The 21,768-nt window shown below is 47.6% G+C and carries 18 protein-coding genes; 9 read left to right on the forward strand and 9 right to left on the reverse strand.

Annotated features, from left to right (window positions below; all coding sequences use genetic code 11):
• Positions 1-6: 6 nt before the first annotated feature.
• A complete protein-coding gene (locus tag NDI44_RS18305; protein WP_190412038.1) occupies positions 7-1,422 on the forward strand; it encodes an MlaD family protein in 1,416 nt (471 codons plus the stop codon).
• Positions 1,423-1,595: 173 nt separating this feature from the next.
• Here the strand turns inward: NDI44_RS18305 and NDI44_RS18310 are convergent, their stop codons facing one another.
• From NDI44_RS18310 to rimI, 4 genes are all read right to left on the reverse strand, one after another.
• On the reverse strand, positions 1,596-1,892 hold the full coding sequence (locus NDI44_RS18310) for a DUF3288 family protein (RefSeq protein ID WP_190412039.1): 297 nt from the start codon (positions 1,890-1,892) through the stop codon (positions 1,596-1,598).
• A 14-nt stretch (positions 1,893-1,906) separates the two neighbouring features.
• The gene (locus NDI44_RS18315; RefSeq protein WP_190412040.1) at positions 1,907-2,713 is read right to left on the reverse strand and encodes an MOSC N-terminal beta barrel domain-containing protein; all 807 of its coding nucleotides are present in this window, start codon (positions 2,711-2,713) and stop codon (positions 1,907-1,909) included.
• Positions 2,714-3,048: 335 nt separating this feature from the next.
• Positions 3,049-5,529 (reverse strand): ATP-dependent Clp protease ATP-binding subunit, encoded by a 2,481-nt coding sequence (locus NDI44_RS18320; RefSeq protein ID WP_190412041.1) that lies wholly within the window; start codon positions 5,527-5,529, stop codon positions 3,049-3,051.
• A gap of 272 nt (positions 5,530-5,801) precedes the next feature.
• A complete protein-coding gene (gene rimI, locus NDI44_RS18325) occupies positions 5,802-6,452 on the reverse strand; it encodes a ribosomal protein S18-alanine N-acetyltransferase (RefSeq protein ID WP_190412042.1) in 651 nt (216 codons plus the stop codon).
• A gap of 71 nt (positions 6,453-6,523) precedes the next feature.
• Between rimI and lysA the strand changes: the two genes are divergently transcribed.
• From lysA to NDI44_RS18340, 3 genes are all read left to right on the forward strand, one after another.
• A complete protein-coding gene (gene lysA, locus NDI44_RS18330; protein ID WP_190412043.1) occupies positions 6,524-7,990 on the forward strand; it encodes a diaminopimelate decarboxylase in 1,467 nt (488 codons plus the stop codon).
• A gap of 518 nt (positions 7,991-8,508) precedes the next feature.
• A complete protein-coding gene (cdaA, locus tag NDI44_RS18335) occupies positions 8,509-9,423 on the forward strand; it encodes a diadenylate cyclase CdaA (protein WP_190412044.1) in 915 nt (304 codons plus the stop codon).
• Positions 9,420-10,169: an isoprenyl transferase gene (locus NDI44_RS18340; RefSeq protein ID WP_190412045.1), complete on the forward strand. Its 750-nt coding sequence runs from the start codon at positions 9,420-9,422 to the stop codon at positions 10,167-10,169. Before cdaA ends, NDI44_RS18340 begins: the two co-directional genes overlap by 4 nt.
• Positions 10,170-10,250: 81 nt before the next feature.
• Here NDI44_RS18340 and NDI44_RS18345 read toward each other — a convergent pair whose 3' ends face one another.
• The 4 genes from NDI44_RS18345 to NDI44_RS18360 all read right to left on the reverse strand — a co-directional run bounded on the left by NDI44_RS18345 (position 10,251) and on the right by NDI44_RS18360 (position 13,525).
• Positions 10,251-10,523 (reverse strand): DUF3143 domain-containing protein, encoded by a 273-nt coding sequence (locus tag NDI44_RS18345; protein WP_190412046.1) that lies wholly within the window; start codon positions 10,521-10,523, stop codon positions 10,251-10,253.
• 38 nt (positions 10,524-10,561) lie between these two features.
• Positions 10,562-11,173 carry a J domain-containing protein gene (locus NDI44_RS18350; RefSeq protein ID WP_190412117.1) on the reverse strand — a complete coding sequence of 204 codons (612 nt, stop codon included), beginning with the start codon at positions 11,171-11,173 and terminating at the stop codon, positions 10,562-10,564.
• A gap of 79 nt (positions 11,174-11,252) precedes the next feature.
• Complete coding sequence (locus NDI44_RS18355; RefSeq protein WP_190412047.1) at positions 11,253-12,659, reverse strand: O-antigen ligase family protein; 1,407 nt, start codon at positions 12,657-12,659, stop codon at positions 11,253-11,255.
• A 23-nt stretch (positions 12,660-12,682) separates the two neighbouring features.
• Positions 12,683-13,525 carry a YaaW family protein gene (locus tag NDI44_RS18360; RefSeq protein WP_190412048.1) on the reverse strand — a complete coding sequence of 281 codons (843 nt, stop codon included), beginning with the start codon at positions 13,523-13,525 and terminating at the stop codon, positions 12,683-12,685.
• 80 nt (positions 13,526-13,605) lie between these two features.
• Between NDI44_RS18360 and NDI44_RS18365 the strand changes: the two genes are divergently transcribed.
• The 3 genes from NDI44_RS18365 to NDI44_RS18375 all read left to right on the forward strand — a co-directional run bounded on the left by NDI44_RS18365 (position 13,606) and on the right by NDI44_RS18375 (position 16,650).
• The gene (locus NDI44_RS18365) at positions 13,606-14,724 is read left to right on the forward strand and encodes an FAD-dependent oxidoreductase (protein ID WP_190412049.1); all 1,119 of its coding nucleotides are present in this window, start codon (positions 13,606-13,608) and stop codon (positions 14,722-14,724) included.
• A gap of 17 nt (positions 14,725-14,741) precedes the next feature.
• The gene (locus NDI44_RS18370) at positions 14,742-15,257 is read left to right on the forward strand and encodes a GrpB family protein (RefSeq protein ID WP_190412050.1); all 516 of its coding nucleotides are present in this window, start codon (positions 14,742-14,744) and stop codon (positions 15,255-15,257) included.
• A 421-nt stretch (positions 15,258-15,678) separates the two neighbouring features.
• Entirely contained in the window at positions 15,679-16,650 is a 972-nt protein-coding gene (locus NDI44_RS18375; RefSeq protein ID WP_190412051.1) for an orange carotenoid protein N-terminal domain-containing protein, read from the forward strand.
• A 174-nt stretch (positions 16,651-16,824) separates the two neighbouring features.
• On the opposite strand, the gene NDI44_RS18380 is transcribed toward NDI44_RS18375, so the two are convergent.
• Entirely contained in the window at positions 16,825-18,192 is a 1,368-nt protein-coding gene (locus NDI44_RS18380) for a CCA tRNA nucleotidyltransferase (protein WP_190412052.1), read from the reverse strand.
• A gap of 174 nt (positions 18,193-18,366) precedes the next feature.
• On the opposite strand from NDI44_RS18380, the gene NDI44_RS18385 reads away from it, so the two are divergent.
• Together NDI44_RS18385 and NDI44_RS18390 are read left to right on the forward strand one after the other, a co-directional pair.
• The gene (locus NDI44_RS18385) at positions 18,367-18,615 is read left to right on the forward strand and encodes a Ycf34 family protein (protein ID WP_190412053.1); all 249 of its coding nucleotides are present in this window, start codon (positions 18,367-18,369) and stop codon (positions 18,613-18,615) included.
• Between the two features lie 604 nt (positions 18,616-19,219).
• Positions 19,220-21,703, forward strand: a complete 2,484-nt coding sequence (locus NDI44_RS18390) for an ATP-binding protein (protein WP_242037032.1) — start codon at positions 19,220-19,222, stop codon at positions 21,701-21,703.
• Positions 21,704-21,768: the final 65 nt, after the last annotated feature.

The raw sequence follows: 21,768 nt of genomic DNA on the forward strand, positions 1-21,768 counted from the left end.
GAACAGATGCGATCGCGAACGGTTCGAGAAGGCTCCGTCGGTTTGTTAATCCTGCTGTCCCTTTTCTTGTTTGGGGGTCTGATTTTGTGGATACGCGGGATGAACCCCGGTAGCCGTAGCTACACAGTCGTGGCAGAATTTGTCAATGCTGGCGGGATGCAAGCTGGCGCACCCGTCCGCTATCGCGGCGTCAATGTTGGGAAAATTACTGCCATCAACCCAGGCTCGAATGGCGTCGATGTTGTGATGGAAATTGCACCGGCTGACTTACTGATTCCGCGTGATGTCGTCGTTGAAGCCAATCAATCCGGTCTGCTCAGCGAAACTTCGATTGACATTACTCCCCTGAAGCCCTTCCAGCCAGACGCGAAGGTAGCGAATCCGCTCGATCCGCAATGCCAGTCTAGCCTGATTGTTTGTGACGAGGATCGTCTGCAAGGTCAAATTGGGGTCAGTTTTGATGAACTGCTTCGCAGCACCACCCGCATCGCCAATCTCTACAGCGACCCCGCATTCTTTGCCAACCTCAACTCAGTTGCTAAAAATACCAGCGTCGCCGCCGTTGGGGTATCTCAACTTACCCGCGAACTCACGGGTTTGAGTCGCTCAGTGCAACAAGAAATTAAAAACTTCTCAGTCGCAGCCAATTCAGTGACGAGTGCTGCCAATCAAACCAGCAATCAAGTTGCTTTGGCAGCCAATCAGATTTCTAGGACCGCGAATCAATATAGCGGGACTGCCACCCAGGTAAATCGGCTCGTCGATAATATGAATAGTCTGGTCGTAGGCAACCGCTCGACTCTCGTCAGTACCTTGAACAACTTTAGCCAAGCCAGCGAACAGCTGCGCCTGAGTGCAAGTAACCTAACAGGGCAAGTCAACCAGTTTGGAGGTGGACAACTACGGCGTAACTTAGAACTCGTGTCTGCAAATGCGGCGCAGGCGTCCATCAATGCAGCGCAAGCATCTGCTAACTTTCGCGATCTTTCCACCGCTCTTAACAGTCCAACGAATTTGGTTGTATTGCAACAAACTTTAGACTCAGCGCGGATGACGTTTGAAAATGCTCAGAAAATTACATCTGACCTGGATGATTTGACAGGAGATGAAGCTTTCCGTAACAATTTGCGAAATTTGGTGAATGGACTCAGCAATTTGGTGTCTTCGACAGAAGACCTACAGCAGCAAGTTCAAGTGGCTGAGGTTCTAGAACCCGGATTGCCAGCAGTCAATCCGGGAACCGGGATCGGAACGCAGCAGAATAATTCTTTGCTCCCTCTTGCATCGCCTTCTTTGACACCCATCGCCCAAAAGAAGCAGTTAAAGTCTGTACAGCGCGAACCAATCGGAAAGGCGTTACCTTCCGCTTACTGGGAGGAAGAATCTATTCAGCCACTAGCTGACTCTGAAGATAAGAATTAGCAAGCCTCAGTTCCATGCTCTTTGCTAGAAGAAGAGAAGCTTTCAATGATTCCCCCGTCCTTACAAGGCAATGCATCACCTACACCTGTTGGAATTATGTAGGGGTGAAGCATTCGCGCAAAAACATTTGGGTTTTAAAGATACTGTATCCAAACGAGATTTGCTCTAGCACGCTAATTCCAATCTTCTTCATCTTGCCGCTTGCTGCGACTTTTATAGACAATACTTGTGGCATGAATCTGACGAGTTTTTTCAAAGAGTGCATCTTCTGTCAAGTTCCACTGGCGGAGAATCATATCCAGGTCTTGTTGAATCTCCCTTGCCCCTGGAAAGCCACGATAACGAATGCGTAGACGGGCGAGTTCCGCCAGATTGAAATCATTCATCTCCCCGGTTAAGAGGCTGTTAACGAGTTGGCGATCGCGTCCTTGGAGGGGATGCTGTTGATCTTTGTTTCCTGTCTCTGCCATATAATCTCTAATTTTTAATTTTTAACTGTTTGAATTTCTACTTCGTCTCCCACCTGTAAAATATTACCGGCTTCCGATTCAGGGATGCGCGTGTTCACCGAGAGTCGATAAAAGTGATTGAACCGGGATGAATCTACCCAACTTGGCAAAGTTTCTTTCCGCGCTTGCACAAATAATTTTTGAAAATTAGGGTAAACCTCGCCTATTAGAGAGTCTCGTGTCGGCACCACACAACGCTGACAGGGATTGACTCCATTTATCTGCACATCTCGCACTAGAAACGGCACCACATCCCCTTCCGCAGCAAACAGCCGATCTTCCCAAAATGCCGGGACACCCTCAATTTCCAGATTTGCTCTCAGGCGTCGCCGCATTTCATCCGCTGTCAGGGGAGGAAACCAGGAGGCAACTGTTTCCAGCGTGGCGGTACTGATGACTGTTGGACCGGAGGCATTAGTATCATCTGGAAAGCCCGATACTATGTTCTGGCAGAGTTTTACAGGAAAGTTGAAATAGTTGCTTAACCAAGCTTCTAATTCAGTCCGTTCCCGATCGATGTGAAAAATGTGGGTTTGTTCTCTTCCTTGGACTTCTAAGCAGACACGAGTAATCTTCTCAGTATCCGTATCAATGTCAAAGGAAGTCCGCAGTAAGTGAACTTTAGGATTGCGCTTGGCATTCACGAATCGACCTTGAGCATCACAGATAGCAAACTCTCGGTCATACTGTAATGCACCACTTTTCAGGATGGTTGCTTTGGTAACGGAAACACCATCTAGAGATTTGATTGGATAAACCAGAATGCGGGCAAGGTAAGACACACTAATCAATTAGAAATTAAAAATGCTTGCATTAAAAATGGACAACTCTTTTTCAATAGAATTTTTGCTTTCCTTAGATATTCCAAAAACTTACTCTATCTTTCGGGGAACGGGAAGCCGCTTCGCTATCTGAGTTCATCTGTTTCTTAAAAATTAAAAGTTCGGTATTTTTGCAAGAAGCCTATTGTTGATTCTTAATCTTTCTTGAAATGAGCCAATACTCTAATCAAGCACCCGCTACATACAAAAACGGTAGAGAAACTATCGCTTCTCTACCGCATAACACTAAAAATTAAAAATGAATCGTGGACAAATTCATTTTTAATTTTTAATCTTTAACTTTCAGCCGCTTGGGGAAGCAATTCTCGCTTCTGACCTTGCAGCACTTTCACTTCCTTGGTGGTTTCATCGACATCCACAATTGCCGTGTCTCCATCTGAGACGCGACCGCTGAGGATTTCTTCAGCCAAGCTATCCTCTAACAGGCGCATGATAGCGCGACGCAGCGGACGGGCACCATAGCTGGGGTTGTATCCTTCTTCCACCAGACGATCCTTGAAGCGTTCCGTGACTTCTAAGATAATTCCCTGTTCGCTCAATCGTCCAATCACTTCTTTGAGCATGATGTCGGCGATTTCCTTCACCTCGTCCTTTGTCAATTGGCGGAAGACGATGATCTCGTCGAGACGGTTCAAGAACTCTGGGCGGAAGTATTGCTTCAGTTCTTCGTTCACCAAGGAACGAATGCGGGTGTATTGTGCCTCTGCTTCGTTCTCTTGGGTATCAAAGAAGCCAAGCCCTGTGCCACCTTTCTCAATCACTTTAGAACCGATGTTGGAGGTAAGAATCAACAGCGTGTTCTTGAAGTCTACCGTGCGTCCCTTGGCATCGGTCAGGCGACCGTCTTCCAAGATTTGCAGCAGCATATTGAATACATCCGGGTGGGCTTTTTCGATTTCGTCGAATAGCACCACGGTGTAAGGACGACGACGTACTGCTTCGGTGAGCTGACCGCCTTCGTTGTAACCGACATAGCCTGGAGGTGAACCAATCAGTTTGGAAACCGTGTGGCGCTCCATGTATTCGGACATATCCAAGCGAATCATCGCTTCTTCCGAACCGAAGAAGTATGTAGCCAAAGACTTTGCGAGTTCCGTCTTACCTACACCCGTTGGCCCTGAGAATACAAAGCTGGCAATCGGTCGGTTGGGGTTCTTTAACCCGACCCGTGCCCGACGAATGGCTCTGGAAACTGCTTTGACGGCTTCTTCTTGACCGATCAGCCGATTGTGCAGCGTGTCTTCCATGTGCAGCAGCTTCTCGGATTCGGATTCGGTGAGCTTGTTCACCGGCACTCCAGTCCAAGAGGCGACAATGTGGGCAATGTCTTCCTCGGTAACGACGGGGGAAACATCATCGCGTTTGTCGGATTCGGTCTTTTTGCTTTGAGCGATCGCGCGAATTTCGGCTTTGATTTCCATTTCGCGATCGCGCAATTCTCCGGCCCGGTCGAAGTCTTGACTCCGGACTGCGTCATCCTTATCCTTGAGAACCTGACGCAGTTCTTTATCCAATTCTTTCGCTGCGGGGGGCAACTGAGAGTTGAGCAGGCGCACGCGGCTTCCGGCTTCATCAATCAGGTCAATTGCTTTATCCGGCAAGTAGCGATCGGAAATATAACGATCTGAAAGCTTGGCAGCAGCTTCCACGGCTGTATCGGAGATTTTTAGTTTGTGGTGTTGCTCGTAGCGTTCGCGCAATCCATATAAAATCTCAATAGTTTCGGCAACTGTCGGCTCACCTACCATCACCGGCTGGAATCTACGCTCAAGGGCGGCATCCCGTTCGATGTGCTTGCGGTACTCATCTAGCGTGGTTGCGCCGATGCACTGCAATTCCCCTCTCGCCAAGGCAGGTTTCAGGATGTTTGCCGCGTCGATGGCACCTTCTGCGGCACCTGCACCAATCAGGGTGTGAACTTCGTCGATTACTAGGATGACATTCCCCGCTGAGCGGATTTCATCCATAATTTTTTTCAAGCGCTCTTCAAATTCACCCCGGTATTTGGTGCCCGCTACCAGCAAGCCAATATCCAGTGTGACTACGCGCTTCTCTTCTAGGATGTCGGGTACATCGTTGTTTGCGATGCGACTCGCCAACCCTTCAGCGATCGCGGTCTTACCAACTCCGGGTTCCCCAATCAGCACTGGGTTGTTCTTCGTGCGGCGTCCCAGGATTTGGATTACCCGTTCGATTTCTTTCGCCCGACCGACTACTGGATCGAGTTTGCCTTCCGCTGCCATCTGGGTCAGGTTAGAACCAAACTCATCTAATGTCGGTGTCTTGGTGCGCCCGCTACTTTGCCCCGCAGAGACTTCTGCCGTCTCTCCCAGCATTCTAATCACTTGTGTCCGCACTTTTGTGAGGTCAACCCCTAGGTTTTCCAACACTCTGGCGGCAACCCCTTCTCCTTCTCGGATCAGACCCAGTAGCAGGTGTTCCGTCCCTATATAGTTATGCCCTAGTTGGCGAGCTTCTTCTAGAGATAACTCCAGGACGCGCTTGGCTCTGGGGGTGAACGGAATTTCTACCGCCACAAAGCCAGAACCGCGACCGATAATTTTTTCCACCTCAATCCGAGCATCCTTGAGGTTGACGCCCATAGATTTCAGGACTTTGGCGGCGACGCCGGTTCCTTCTCCAATTAGACCCAGGAGGATCTGCTCCGTACCGACGAAGTTGTGTCCCAGGCGACGAGCTTCTTCCTGGGCCAGCATGATTACCTTAATGGCTTTTTCTGTGAAGCGTTCAAACATGGCGGATTTAGTTTCCCCTGCTGCGTGCCTGTAATGGTGATTCTAGCATAGGGTTTTTATCCGGCTGTCACATTGAAGATAGATGAAATCTATCCCGCAAGATTTTTCTAACTTTGTTAGTAGACCCCAGCGATTGCTACATCTCGCTACTATCTAAAGTTAGAAAATTGACGGGGCAAAAAAGTGAGTAAATTGACACATTGGCAAAAAACGCCAGTTGAACCACCATGTCCCCTACAACCTTATAACCGAACCTTATAACCGTCAACCTTCTATTCTTTCACTTCATCGGCTTCTAAGAACTGCCGATGAGAGTAACGGAAGCGATCGCGAATTGAGGAATGCCAGTCGCTTAAGGTTTGCGGAAATTCGGGTGCTTGAAGACCGCTTCGCCACAAAATCAAAGCATCTTCGCCAGTGTCTTTGTAATAACGCCGACGCCTACCAACTTCCTGAAACCCAAATTTCTCGTAGAGCGACTGGGCAGGTCGATTCGATGCTCTCACCTCTAGTGTTGCCCACTCCAACCGGCGCTTCCAGGCTTTTTTGAGCAGGGCATAAAGTAGTGCCTGCCCCAAACCCTGACCCCGATAGTTGGGATGCACTCCCAAAATTGTAATGTGTGCCTCCTCTAAGATTGCCCAGAGGCATCCGATGCCCACGAGCGATCGCTCTAGAGGCGGATCTCCTTCCGTACTCAATGCAGTCGGGGCGGAGTTTTCCCCCACGTACTGAGTGGATTGACCGATTACCTCTCGCTCCTTGCCACGAAATTCTTCTATAACTAGCAAGTCACTATTGGGACTTTCTAACTCTCGCTTGTAACCGTCTAGAGTCCAGAGTTGACCAAAACACAGTTGGTCTAGTTCTACTACCGCCAAGAGCTGCTCTGCTGTCAGAGGTTGAAGTTGCAAAAAAGTCACAGTTTTCAATTGTAGACTGAAAAACAAGACGCATTCACGCTTGTTAAGCATCCAAGGACAACTATTAGATCATGCTATCGACTCAACCAGTCGGGATTCAAAATTCTGGACGGCAATATTTACCGCCTACCCCTACAACCCGTACAGACGCAAATCAGCGCATCAGTGTAGATCGCTCACCCAATCAAGAACTTTTGCCCCTGACATCTGGGGTTAACAGCCGCGACTGCCTGGAGATTGGGGGTTGTGACGTCACGAAACTCGTGCAGCAATTTGGTTCACCTCTTTATATTTTGGACGAAGAAACGCTGCGGACAACTTGTCGTCAATATCGGGATGGTTTGAGCCGCTATTACGGCGGGGAATCGCAGGTGCTGTATGCTTCTAAAGCCTGGAGTTGCCTAGCCGTTTGCGCGATCGCTGCGAGTGAAGCCTTGGGGATCGATGTCGTCTCTGGCGGCGAACTCTACACGGCGCTGCAAGCTGGCGTCAGTCCCGACAAAATTTATTTTCACGGCAATAACAAATCCCGTGAAGAACTGACTCTAGCGGTTGAAACCGGCTGCACGATTGTAGTAGACAACTGGTTAGAGCTACGCACCCTCGCGGCTTTGGAATCGGGACAAGCGCCTAAGGAATCAGAGGTTAACCCCTCTAATCATCCAAAATCCAAAATCCGGATCATGCTGCGGTTCACCCCTGGCATTGAATGTCACACTCACGAATACATCCGCACCGGACACCTCGATAGCAAATTTGGCTTCGATCCTAACCAATTAGAGGAAGTCTTTGCTTTTATCAGCCAGCAGTCAACCTTGGATTGTATCGGGTTGCACGCCCACATCGGCTCCCAAATCTTTGAACGCCAACCCCATCACGATCTCGCGGGGGTTCTGGTGGAGTGGTTTAAAAAAGCAGCCACCAATGGATTGCCCGTCAAAGAGTTAAATGTCGGGGGTGGCTTAGGAATTCGTTACACCGAATCAGACGATCCTCCCAGTATTGACGAGTGGGTAAAAACTGTCAGCGATGCCATTACCGCAGCCTGCCAATCCCAACAAATCCCCTTACCTAAATTATTGTGCGAACCAGGGCGATCGCTCATTGGGACTGCCTGCGTCACCGCCTACACCGTAGGCTCATCAAAAGTCGTTCCCGACATCCGCACCTACCTATCCGTTGATGGCGGAATGTCTGACAATCCCCGTCCCATCACCTACCAATCCCTGTATCGAGCCGTTGTTGCCAACCGGATGTCGGCACCCTTGACAGAAACTGTCACCCTTGCCGGTAAACACTGCGAATCTGGAGACATTCTGATCAAAGAAGCATCGCTGCCGAAAACTGAGCCGGGAGATATTCTCGTCGTCATGGGCACAGGTGCCTACAATTACAGCATGGCTTCTAATTACAATCGCCTGTCTCGTCCGGCAGCGGTTTTAGTAGGTCGAGGAGAAGCTAATCTGATTTTGCAGAGGGAAACCTACCAGGATGTAATTCGGCAGGATCGTCTACCTGAGCGATTAGTAGTTAGTTAGATTGGGAATTTTTTGCACCAATGCGGTCAACTAAAATCCCTGCCGCTTAGTCTCTTCTCAATCAAAGGAGGGAGGCTTTTCTCCCCTTTCGTCAAGGAGAGGGTAGGGGAATACATATACATAGCTCTCATGCTCTTTGACATGAGGGCTATGTAGGGGCGCACAGCTCACGCAAACGCTCTTACCATGTGTGTTGAACGCAATGGAAAACCGCTATATAGTCGATTAATGGAAGATGTTAGTCATCGGAAAATCCTACGACTCACTACCTAATTCGCTACTACCCAAGGGGGCGCTTCAGCTAAAATCGAGCTTTAAGGGAAAAAGAAAGTAAAAAATAGAAGCAGTAATTAGCTATTAACTGTTTAGCTGGGACGTAACCACAGGTACACTAGATTTAGACTCTAAACAGTTAATTCAAGCCAATAGCTAACTGCTCTCCTTGCTTTTTACATTCTTGCCTTCTGCCTTTAAACTCGCCCGTATCCAGCAAACTTCAGCAAATCTGATAAGGTTCAATGAATTTGGGTCCCGGTCAAGACCCTCCCGGAACTTCGACCTTGTTGCTTCAAAGCATTGATATTGTTTTAGTTCTCATCCTCACGTATCTGGTGCTACTCTTTATCGGGGAGCGTCGCACATTGTGGATGGTACGGGGTTTGATTGTCTTAATGCTAGCCTCAGCCGTGAGTAATCGCCTGGGGCTGGTACTGTTGAGTTTTGTCCTGGAAAAGTTGGTAGTTGGCTCGGCTGTGGCGATGGCTGTCATTTTCCAGTCAGAATTTCGTCGGTTTCTGGAACAATTGGGCAGGGGAGAACTGATGCAGTTGCTGCAACCCTCCCGACGAGCGATTCCCAAAGCAGATAGTGTTATTGATGAAATTGTGGATGCGGTCAAGGAATTGTCCCAAAACCGCACGGGTGCTTTGATCGTACTGGAAACGACCGGGCCAATTGATGAGCGGGATTTTTCCGTTCAAGGCGTCAAATTAAATGCTGAGGTTTCTAAGGAAATCCTACAAACTATCTTTCAAACATCTACGCTCCTGCACGACGGCGCAATATTCATTAGTGGCTCCCGCATTGTTGCCGCTGGGGTGATTTTGCCCCTTTCTGAGCGCACGGCGTCGCGGCAGCTGGGGACGCGGCACCGGGCAGCAATGGGAATTACGGAGCGGGTCGAAAATTGCCTATGTATCGTTGTATCTGAAGAAACCGGCTCTATTTCTTTAGCGGAGAGGGGGGGACTGAATCGCCCCCTAACCAGCAGTAAACTGAAAGAACTCTTAGAGACGCGATTCTCCACGTCAAGCGAAGAGAGGGCCGTCGCCCCCGGTCTACGCAGTTTGGGACGTCAGATTAGCGATCGGGGAAAGGCACTGGTTTCGCGTTTGCTTCGTCTTCCACCACCGGGTTCTCGTGACAAGAAATGACTTCAAAATCAACTGTCTTACAAAATTTGCCTGCTGACCTCGATCGAGACCGCCTGCCCAAACATGTGGCAGTAATCATGGATGGAAATGGTCGATGGGCCAAACGCCAAGGGCTACCTCGAATTATGGGTCATCGGCGGGGGGTCTATGCGCTGAAGGATTTACTGCGCTGCTGTAAGGATTGGGGAATTCCAGCGCTGACTGCTTATGCGTTTTCTACGGAAAATTGGAAACGACCGCTGGAAGAGGTTGATTTTTTAATGACCTTGTTTGAGGGGGTGTTGCGGCAGGAACTCCGGGAAATGGTGCAGGAGAATGTGCGAATCAACTTTATGGGAAATTTAGCCGATTTACCGCGAAGTCTCCAGGTAGAAATTGAGCGGTCAATGGCTGAAACTCAGCACAATGCCAGCATTCAGTTTACTGTGGCAACTAATTATGGGGGACGCCAGGAAATTCTGCAAGCTTGTCGAGCGATCGCGACTCAGGTGCAGGAAGGGGTTTTACAGCCTAATGAAATTGATGAAGCTTTGTTTTCACGCCACCTCTATACTGCTAAAGTTGGCGATCCCGACCTGCTGATTCGCACCAGCGGGGAAATGCGCCTCTCGAACTTCCTGCTGTGGCAATTAGCTTATGCGGAACTCTATATCACAGAGACACTGTGGCCTGATTTTGACCGGGCGGAGTTTCACCGGGCTTTGTGTGCGTATCAACAGCGCGATCGCCGTTTCGGCAAAGTATAAGTAAATTTGTAGAGACGCGATAGCTCGCGTCTCTGTTTTGACTGATTTCTCGAATTGAAGATTCAAAACTCAAAACTCTTTCTAAGGGCCTGCAAAGACGGCGTCTTCTACATCTTGGCGAGTCAGAGAATATTTGAAGGAGCGCAGGATATCTCGTCCGCCTTCACCCGCTTCTAGATAGCGCACGGTTAGCTCCTCCACATCTAGAGACAGCTCTGCTTTCCAAAAAGGTCTAGCAATGTGCCAACAGTGCAGCTGAGTTCGGTCTTGTTGACATCCCATCTTTTTGAGCCACTGTTCAATATCAGGTAAGGGATGGTTATAGAGGGGTGTATCAGCAGTGGGAAGAGTCATAGGTCGTTTTAATTCGGTTAGGGGCGGATTGTCCCAAATTATCTGTCATCCGGCAAGTAGATTGAATTAACTCGCTTGTTTTGAGGGATGAGTGGGGCAAGGCGAGACCCAGATGCCACAGGTTTAAATAGATGATGAGGATGAACAGGAAGATGAGGAGTCGCCTGCTGCTCGACTGGTTGCAGGGTTTGTAACCCGGAAACCTGGAAGGCGGCTTCTCCTCGCGTTAAGCCAATGGCGATCGCTAACAATAGGCAACCCACAAAGGTTAAACCCATAATGAATAGGACAAAAATCTCTCCTGGAGAGAGGGGGCGATCGGTTGGATCTAAATAGGCTGAGGAAGAATATGCCTTTTTTGCTTGGGAAACCGAAGAATTCAAGTTTGGCGGTGCTTGAATTACGCTAATGCGGGAATAGCCAATTTTTAGGTCATAAGCCAGTCGCCGTTGTGGATTGCTGAGAGTGGAATAGGCTTCGTTTAGCTGCTGGAACTTAGCCGTTGCTATGTTAGCAGGCAATTCTGTGGTATCGGGATGGTAGTGTTTGCTTAATTCTCGATATGCCCGTCGAATTTCGATCGGGGACGCCGAAGGGTGCAGCCCTAGCAAGGCGTAATGACTGGTCGCCAAGGTTGTTTGATACGGCATCCGGCGACCTTCATTATTCGGATTTTCCCTATTTTGAGTCACCACAGCTTCACTCTGCTTGGTTAAGAGTGGGTTTCAATTATTGTAGTGCGGGAAAGGATGCGATCGCTCTCTTTTGATAAACTGCTCCGCAAATGGCTGCTAATAGCAACCATCCCAAGGTATTCACCCGTAAATCAAATATACTTACATCTACTACATTAAATAATGTACAGGCACCAAAAGCGACTAAATAACTGAAAAGAATTAACCTATTTTGTGGAGACGAGATTAGTCCCATCTCTGCCAATAGTAGGGTAGCTTGAACCATCACCCAGCCAACTAAACCGCAGAAGAAAATGGTTGCGGGGATGCCAGTTTCAGCCGTTAGCATTAACAGCAAGCTGTGAGGATGTCCCAGCCAGACTTTCATCTGTGCCTCGTAGAGGGGTGTAAAATTCCTTAAACCCCAGCCAGTCCAGGGACGTTGCTGAGTCATCGACCAAGCAAACTGCCACTGAGTTGTCCGTAACAGCGCCACGGGTCGATCTGGATACATTTGGTCGGTGAGTCGCGCCCAAAAGTAATAGGGGACAATCGTGCGAAGCCATTCGCGCACGGGTGAAGGGCCAAAAGCTGCCCAGAGGATGCTAGTAGCGATCGCCCCCACTCCGGCGATTAGCCAACGCCAACCTTGGTAGAAGGCAAAGGCAAGGCAGCTAAGAACGACAATCGCCCAAGCATTGCGGGAATTCGTCAAAATCAGTGCAGCAGCATTTCCAATTACCGCTACACTCAGAAACCCAATTCGCCAGGTAAACGGAAAGGGAAAAATATATTTTGTTTTAGCTTTTGCTTCCGCCCTTTGTTCTAGCGTGGCGGTGCGTAAGCGGGGAGATTGGGGCGATCGCTTTTTGCTTTCTTCAATCCACAATCCCAGTGCCAAAATAAACACAATTTGCAGATAGGCTGCCAAAATGTTGGCATACATAAACACCGAAGCCATCCGCCCGATGGGATTGCCTTTGGGTTGTAGCGCCCAACCTACAATACCTTCCAATAGCGCTGGGCTAGCCCAACCCAAGAATATCTGTCCGAAGCCGAGAATGACCACGGGTACAGAAGGCACCACCAAAATCCAAGCTAACCGTCGCAGTTGTGCTGGTGTCTGAATGAGTTCGCTATAGGCAGCAAAAAAGATGAAAAAGGGGAGGAAATTAAACAATCCCAGCAAGGCTTCTAAAGGAAAAGGGGCGAAGCTAGCTGAAATAATTACCCAGGTGCAAAAGATAGCGAATCCGCGATTGAGAGGGCGTCGGATAATTGTGGGATATTTTTTTCTCCAGGTGCCAACTAATCCAATAAATATTCCGACAGCACCCAGAATAGGAATCAAGGGAAAAATCAGAAACCCCAGTTGAGCATAGTGCCAAGAGGCTTGCAAGCTGGGGTCAGGATGCCGACTTAAAAATGGGAAATTAAAAATTAAAAACGGGGATTTCTTCATTTTTAATTTTTAACTTTTGACTCCTAAGCAGGTTCCCAGCATTCGGCACGAGTTAGGCGAATTTGCGCTAAGGCAACGATGATAGGGATAATCCGACCGTAATTAGTCGCGATCGCTCTCCAGCCCAAATCAGCAAAAAACCACGCCCACATCGCAGGTCCCACCAACGCAAATACACTGCGGATGGCACCATAACGGGCAGCACTCATCGCCATCCCACGCTTAGCTGTTTGCAGTACCACGTAATTTTGGAACTGTGCAGCAGCAGCAGCACTGCCTTGGATAACAGTTTCTTTGGCGACTTGATAGCTAGCAAAATGAATCGCAAACTGACGGGCAAGTTGTTGTAGCAGCAGCGGCTGGACAATGGAACTGACGGCAAGGGCACTACCGCCCTTAACGAGTAAAGCCATTGGGTCGTGTTGCAACTGCACTGGCAGGGGTTCGGAGAGTTGAGACTTGGCTAGCGATCGCTGTACTCTGGCCGTTAACGCTTTCTGTTCGTGTCGTGGCATTTGCTTCCACGCCCGACCCATCAGGTTGAGAAATACTTCTGCTTCTAAATCAGTCGTTGAAAGTTTTGCAGAATAGGGAATTTTTAGATATCGACAAACTTGTATCAAAATTTGGCGATAAGTTACTTCACCCGTGCGTCCTCGCAAAACTGTCACTCCATCCGCCGCTAAAAAGCGAAATCTCTGCTCGATCGCATCCAACCAATCTTCGTGATCTTGGCTTTGAATGTCGATCGGGTCAGGTGTCTGAACGTAATCTAAGGGGTTAAACTTGCGGCGAAATAGAATATCTGTCAGTTGCTGTAACTCTTCTTCTGTGGCTAATTCCAGCGCGGCTCTCAGCTCGTCCAACTTCAATTCCTCCCAGACCCCAGATTCGGTGCTGTCCCTTATTCTACTTCTATATACTTGAAGACTGAGGGTTATCCGTAGTGTTTGATGTCGCTGTCATTGGTGCGGGTATCGCGGGACTGACCGTTGCTCAACAGTTGCACCAAGCTGGATATAAAGTGGTCGTCGTTGACAAATCTCGTGGCGTTGGGGGAAGGGTGGCAACGCGCCGATTGCAGGGGACTTGTGCCGATCATGGCTTGCGTTATTTAGAACCCCAAGGGCAGTTAACTGAGAAGTTTATTGATGTTTTGCGGGTGAAGCAAAGCGATTTTGAAGGAAAGCCGGGGATTGTTCAAGCCTGGACGAATCCTGTTTGCCGGGAACCAGCAAAGCCGAATTTATCCTCGATCCGTCCCCGTTATGTGGCACCAATGGGGATGAATGCGATCGCTAAATTCCTCGCCACAGGTTTAGAAATGCGGCTGAATCAACGGGTTCAAGCAATTACCCCAACTGATGAGAAAACTTGGCATTTCACTTTTGAGCCGAAAGCCGACCCATTAATTGCTAAAGCTGTTGTCGTGGCAATTCCAGCGCCTCAAGCTTTGATGCTACTGGAACCCTTAGCCAAAACCATACCAACTGAATTTCTAGATAGTTTACGGGCTGTGGAGTTTGATCTCTGTCTCAGTGTCATGGCGGGTTATCCAGCTTCTCGACAGCAAGATTTAAGTAATGCAGAGACGGGGAAGTTCCCGTTACACCTAGATGTTACACACGACTCTGACTTAGCGTGGATTGGTTTAGACAGCAGCAAACGCCCCAATCCCCAGATGCCAGTCTTTGTTTTGCACAGCACCGCTGAATTTGCAAACCGTTACCTGGACGCCGAAGATTTAAACCCAGTTGCACGCCAGATGTTATCCCGTGCTGCACAGTTACTTGTTCCGTGGCTAGATTCTCCCGAATGGTTTCAAATCCATCGCTGGCGCTATGCTTTTCCCAGTCGTCCTTTGCATCAAGATTGCCTGGACGCTGGGACACCGTTGCCTCTAATTTGTTGTGGCGATTGGTGTGAGGGAAACTTGGTAGAAGGGGCGATGAATTCTGGATTAGCTGCTGCTATCAAGATTAATCAACAGATGGAAATGCGAAGCTTGCCGGGAGAAAGTTTTTTAGAAACCCTCCAGCAAATATCTGGTAGGAGCGATCGCTAAGGAGTTAATTTAAACCGATGGAAGATTTGATCCAAGTGGTTGATTACGATACCAATTGGCCTATCCAATTTGAGCAGGAAAAACTCCAGATTCTCCACGCCCTCGGTAATGCCGTCTTGGACATCCACCATATTGGCAGTACCTCAGTGCCAGGATTAGCAGCTAAACCAATCATTGATATTCTCGTAGGCTTGGAGGAGTTACCACCCAGCGTCGATCAGATTACATCTGTCGAAACACTCGGCTATCTCTACCAAGGTGAGTTGGGTGTTCCAGGACGGCACTTTTTTCGCAAAGGGATGCCCCGCACTCACCATCTCCATCTGGTGAAACGAGGGAATCAGGTTTGGGAAAACCAGCTAATCTTCTGCGATTTTCTCAGGGCGCACCCAGAGAAGGCGAAGCAATATGATGCTTTGAAGCGCGAGTTAGCGGTACAATTCCGGCTAGATCGAGAGGGCTACGTCCAGGCAAAGGCTCCTTTGATTGAGCAGCTACTCTCAAATGCTAGGGCATGGCGGCAAATTATCTAAGATAAGCAGCGATCGCTACCCGGAGAAAGTTTTTTAGCAGCGATTTCTTAGCATTGCCCGATTTAACGTTACATAGCCAAATACAACTCTGTTGCGGCAAAAGAGCAAATTGCCCAAAGTTGCGATCTCTGCTTGTCTGCCATTAGCTGCTAGTGATTTTCAAGGCGAGAGCGTTCATCAAACACCAGTATTTACAAACCGTTTCATAACATTTGGGGGATGGAAATTGCCATCAACCCTAGACCCTGTATGAATAAATCCGATTCTTGGCAGCCTTAGATGGTGCGATCTCTGTCTCCCCCAATGTAAAGAAAACTTTACATTCTGTAATGTTTTGTTATATGTTTTAAGACAGGAGACAAAGATTCGTAACCCAGAAGTTTCTGGATTAATAGTTTTAACGAATCTAAATAATGCATCCATGACTTCATCCACGACTTATACGATTGAGTCCGCACAGGGCATTTTCCCTGGAACTCAGATTGCTAATGCGGTTCCAGCTACCACGGAAGCTTTCGATAAGCTCAGCGTTGACGATCAACTGGCATTACTCTGGTTTGCCTACACCGAAATGGGTGTTTCAATTACTCGCGCCGCCACAGGAGCCGCCCGCATGATACTAGCGGAAGGTTTACTAGCCCAAATTAAGCAGATGCCAGCTGCCGCCCAAACGAAAGTGATGGAGGATCTTGCTAACCGTGCTGACACTCCCATCAGCCGTTCCTATTCTTCTTTCAGCGTCAATACCAAGTTGGGTTTTTGGTATGAGTTAGGAGAGTTGATGGCACAGGGTATTGTCGCTCCCATCCCAACGGGATATCAAATGACCCCGGAAGCCGCAGCAGTGCTGGAAACCATCAAGAAACTCGATCCGGGTCAGCAAATCACAGTTTTGCGGAATACCGTCATCAACATGGGATTTGATCCGGCTCTCAACGATTACGCAAAACCCGAAGATCCCTATATAGCACCCACCGCCCTAGCTTCCCGTCCGAAGATCAATATTGATGGCATCAGTGAGCCTACAGTGCTGAACTATATTCAAAACATGAACGCATTTGACTTTGAGGCGGCTGTGTCTCTATTTGCGGAAAAGGGAGCATTGCAACCGCCCTTCCAGAAGCCAATTGTCGGTCGTGCAGCGATTTCTGCATATATGCGCGAAGAATGTCAGGGACTCAAGATGATGCCACAGAAAGGCGTCTCTGAGCGCATAGAAGATGGCTATACCCAGCATAAAGTCACAGGGAAAGTAGAAACTCCTTGGTTCGGTGCCAGCGTTGGCATGAACATTGCGTGGCGGTTCTTACTCGATCCTCAAGGCAAAATTTTCTTCGTGGCGGTTGACTTATTGGCGTCCCCGAAAGAACTCCTAAACCTAACTCGTCAGTAGGACGTTAGGTACAGTTGCTTAGATAAGGCAAGGCACAAATAATCGCCTTAGCAACAAGAACTGTAGGGTGCTGCTCCTAGCACCCTACATTTTTGCTTGAGTCTGCAAGACATCAAATTTTTCACCAAACCACTCATAACACCCAAATAATTCTCAAAAAGTATTGTAAAAGTTTTACGGCTCTTCCAGTAGTTGCGAAACTAATTTTATGGCTTCTGCGGGGGTAGAGATTTTACCTTCAGCGCGTGCGATTCCAATCGCGGTGAGAAATTTACCAACTTGTGGCCCAGATGGGAGATTGAAAGTTTGGATCAAATCTTTGCCGCTGACGAGGGGCGCGGGATGAGCAACAGGGTCGTCAGGAGTCAGATAGCGGTTGATGAGGGGTGTCAATTCTGCGACAGATATCCCAGTGGCTACAGCCAGAACGACGATGGCGGGAAAAACCTGTCCTGCCTCCCGAAAGAATAAATACTGCTCTCCTAAAGACATCTGAGATGGTTGCAGCTGCGGCAATAATTTGAGTGCAGTGGTAATAGCGCGAATTTCAGCGCGGCTGTATTTTAAATTCAATAATTGAGTTTCAGCAGCTTCCGGCACGGGTGATAACAATATCGCCAGCTTCGCAATGCCCAACCAAGAAGTTTTTAAGGTATCGCCTACCAAGCTAGATAAAAAGATTGCTAACTCATGCCATGTTTCTCCGAGCATTACAGCGGAACTTTCAACTGCTGGCAAGATTGTAGAGACATTTTCGGAACCTCTCCCCCAAACCCCCTCCCCGTCAACGGGGAGGGGGCTAAGAGGTGGAGTTATTAACCTCGCGATTGTTCCCTCCGTTTGCAGGGGAGGGTTCGGGAACGGTTGGGGGCTTGAGGCACTGGGAAACCAAGTTGCGAGTAAACCATCCTCAACGGCAGTAATTATCCAAGGAGTGCCTTCAGAAGTGTTAAGGAGATAGGCAAACTCTGCTTGCACTCGTTCTGCCGATACTTGCCCCAGTAAAGGTGCAAGTTGTCGAATTGCTGATTGGGTATCCGACTCAATCGTAAAACTGAGTTGGGCGGCTTGGCGGTACCCTCTTAATAGCCGTAAAGGGTCATCTTGCAGATTTTTGGGGGAAACCATCCGAATGATGCCCTGTTGCAAATCTGCATAGCCACTAAGAGGGTCGATGAGTTCGCCAGTGTAGGGATTGTATGCGATCGCATTCATTGTATAGTCGCGCCGCTGCAAATCGATTTCTAAATTTGACCCTTCGGCTTGTGCAATATCAACGGTTGCTTGCTCAAATACGACTCTGGCAATCTGTCTCTGGGCATCTAACAACACAAACCCCGCTTTGTAGCGACTGGCAATCTTCCGCGCTGTTTTTACCGCATCCGCCAGTAAGACAAAATCTAGATCCTGGTACTCGCGGCGGCGTCCCAGCAAAGCATCTCGCACAGCACCCCCCACCATATAAGCGGGTTCCGGGAGCAATTCCAGGCTAAAAGGCCAAGTTTTTGGCGATAGGGTAGAGGTGTCTGTGTTTAAGTGCATCTGTATACTTACCCCATTTAGATAATTTTCCGAGTCCACGCACAGGAACAAGCGTTTGTGTGTCTGTGAATTTATTCGCCTCAAAGACACATTGCAATAAAAATCAACCCAATAGGTAATTAATAGACGTGTTGCCTGAGCTAGATTAACAGAAAAGCCTCTGGAGGCTGTCCTATGTGTATTTGTGTTAACTGCCAATACGTAGACCGCTGCACCACCTATCATGCGGTAGAAATTCAGCATCAGGTGCCTCATCTAACTAAAGACCCCGATTTTGAAGCCACTGAACCCACCATCAATGTCAATATCCGCACCGAGGGGGAAATGATTGAGATGGAATGGGATGTTGTGGGTTGTCTCAGCTTTAAGCGGGAAACCGGCAAATGGGCGCGGTTGCGTCCCGGCGAGTTAGTGCCAACTTGAAAATATCTAAGTCAGATTGCGCTAAGCTACGCTGTTTTACAAACTTTAACGCGACGGCTACTGCTTGCCTCAGTAGCCGTTTTGTTGCATTTAGGCAATTCAGGCGACTGCATAGAGTCGAACTTACTCAGAAAAATCGTTGACTTGTCAATAATTGCTCAGATACAGACGACCCGCGTAACAATTGGCTAAGAATCTGAGCTGTTTTAGAGTTATTGCAGTAATTAATAAACTAATGCTTTTTTAGCTTCTTGCAGCAATGATCCCTTAGCAAGTAGGCAAAAATGAAGAGAACTGGTGAGAAACGGGTGGAGATGGTAGTAGGGATTAGGTAAGCGATCGCTCTAAACCACATTTCTTAATAATTAACATATTAATCTGAATTAATTTATGAAATATTAGCCATGATAATTAGGAATCTTTAATATTTCTTATGCCTTTTTAGTTTTGCGAAGATACATATCATCTTACCTATCTCCCCGCCCTCACTCACCACTACACTCAAAAAAGGGGAGGTAATAAGAAGTCCAGTTTGTGAGTAAAGCGACTGGCTCTAACAGAATTTATCTGGCTCAACATCAATCAAGAAAACCAAGCCGTAGTTATGAATTTAAGTCCTTATCTCCCAAAAATAACACCGTTTTACGCCCGAAACAAAGCCGCTTTTGGACTAAGTATTTTAATCGCCGCCGGATATTTAGGTAATTATTTCCGTTGGTCATTATTTTTCGATATAGATTTCCTATTTGGCAGCATTGCCGTTTGGATTATAGTATTTTTGTACGGTACAGGTTGGGGTACTTTTGCAGGCTTCATTTCTGGCATTTGTACCTATTTTATTTGGCATCATCCCTACACGGTAATTACCTTTACCGCTGAAGCATTCTTTGTTAGTTTATTGTTTCATCGTCTACGTCAGAATATCGTGCTGCTAGACGGAATTTTCTGGCTGTTCATCGGGATGCCTCTCATTTGGCTATTTTACGCCATTATCTTGCACGTAGATACTACACAAGCGTTGATTATCTTGTTAAAGCAGCCTGTAAACGGGATTTTCAATGCTTTAATTGCTAGCTTGATGCTGACTCATTTACCGATTCATAAATGGCTAGGTCGTCCTCAAGCAGTTAGCACGCTTTCTTTGCAACAAACTGTTTTTAATTTGTTAGTAGCTTTTGTCTTCTTTCCTACTCTAATTCTTATGGTTTTAGACAGCCGCCGCGTAATTGATAACATCAAGACAACAGCTAATGCAGAACTCAAGGCGGCTTCTATAGATTTAGTTGTTGAAATGCGTTCTTGGCATCAGCAACATCTAAAGGCAGTTCAAGAATTTGCTCGGATTGCTGCTGATGAGCCTACCAAATTGGATGCATTGCAGTCAAGTATAGAATTTGCTAGACGGACATTTCCAGATTTCCATGAGATTTATGTAGTCAATGCCGAAGGTAAAGCAATTACATCTTCACCACGACAGAATGAAGCGGGAGAGTCCACTATTGGATTGAATCTTGCTGTTAAACCCTACTTTAAGGAAATAAATAATACTCTGCAACCTACTCTATCGGATGTAGTGAACGGACAAAAGGTAATTCTCAGCGTACCCGTGCTAAGAGATAATCGCTTCCGTGGTTTAGTCATTGCAGAACTCGATTTGAACGGTATTGACGAACTCCTAAAATCAAATGTTGACGAGCGGGGACTGCAAATTACTCTCGTCGATCGCAGAAAATCTGTAATTGCTAGTACTCTGTCTAAGCGAGTAGCAATGCAAACATTTGATCGTCGTAAGGATGGTGAAATTCGTCCAATTGCGCCGATGACTTATCAGTGGCTACCGATAAGTGGCAGTCGGCTTGTCATGGTGCGTTGGAACAATTCGTTCTTTGTGCAAGAGACTCCGATTGATAGCCAACTTCCTTGGACTCTCATTGCAGAATTGTCTGCGACACCAGACGTCCGCCATATAGAGCGCGTTCATACCAATAGTTTAGCGATTTTGATGCTAATTTCAGCGATCGCGCTTATTTTTGCAACCCTTCTAAGCCGCAGCTTAGTTGGTCCCCTCTCAAAACTAGCGCAAGTAACGACAAACCTGCCTCATAAACTTTCAGAGCAAGAATTGATCGATTGGCCTAATAGTCCGGTGACAGAACTGGACGCTCTAGTTCGCAACTTCAAGTCGATGGCGGCGACACTTAATCAAAAATTTTCAGAAATCAAAAGCGTCAACGAAATGCTCGAAGAACGGGTGCAAGAACGTACCCAAAAATTATTAATTATTAATACAGAACTTGAAGCTGAAATTGCCGAACGACAGCGAACAGAGGAAAAATTAAAAGCTTATACCTTCAAATTGGAACAAAGCAACCGGGAATTGCAAGACTTTGCCTTCGTCGCTTCCCACGACTTGCAGGAACCATTGCGGAAAATTCAAGCCTTTGGCGATCGCCTCAAACTCAAATACGGAGAATCCCTAACTAATGAGGGGAAGGACTACCTGGAGCGGATGCAAAAAGCGGCGCAACGGATGCAAACTCTTATTAATGACCTCCTAGCCTTCTCGCGGGTGACAAGCAAAGCTCAGCCTTTTACTCGTGTCAATATCACCAACGTGCTACAAGAGGTCTTGTCTGATTTGGAGGTGCATATCCAGAAGGTAGGCGCACAAGTAGAAATTGGCGAGCTGCTAACAATTGATGCTGATCCGTCGCAGATGCGGCAATTATTACAGAATTTGATTAGCAATGCGCTGAAGTTTCGGCGTCAGGAAGAAGCACCCGTCGTCAAGATTTGGAGTCAATTACTAGAGAAGGACGAGCAGCTTTGGACACAAGACTTATCAGCTCGTCCCATGTGTCAAATTATGGTTGAAGATAATGGCATTGGTTTTGACGAAAAGTATCTGGATCGGATCTTCACAGTTTTCCAACGCCTGCACGGTCGTAACGAGTATGAAGGAACGGGAGTTGGTTTAGCGATCTGCCGTAAAATAGTCGAGCGTCATGGTGGTACTATCACAGCAAAAAGCATATTAGGGGAGGGGGCGACATTCATTGTCACGCTACCTGTTAAGCAATCTAGGTGATAGATTTTGGAATTTTAAATTTTAGATTTTTGCTGATCAATCTCAGAAAGCAAGCCTTTTTTCGC

The sequence above is a fragment of the Trichocoleus sp. DQ-A3 genome (genome assembly GCF_039961975.1).
Lineage (GTDB): Bacteria > Cyanobacteriota > Cyanobacteriia > Cyanobacteriales > FACHB-T130 > FACHB-T130.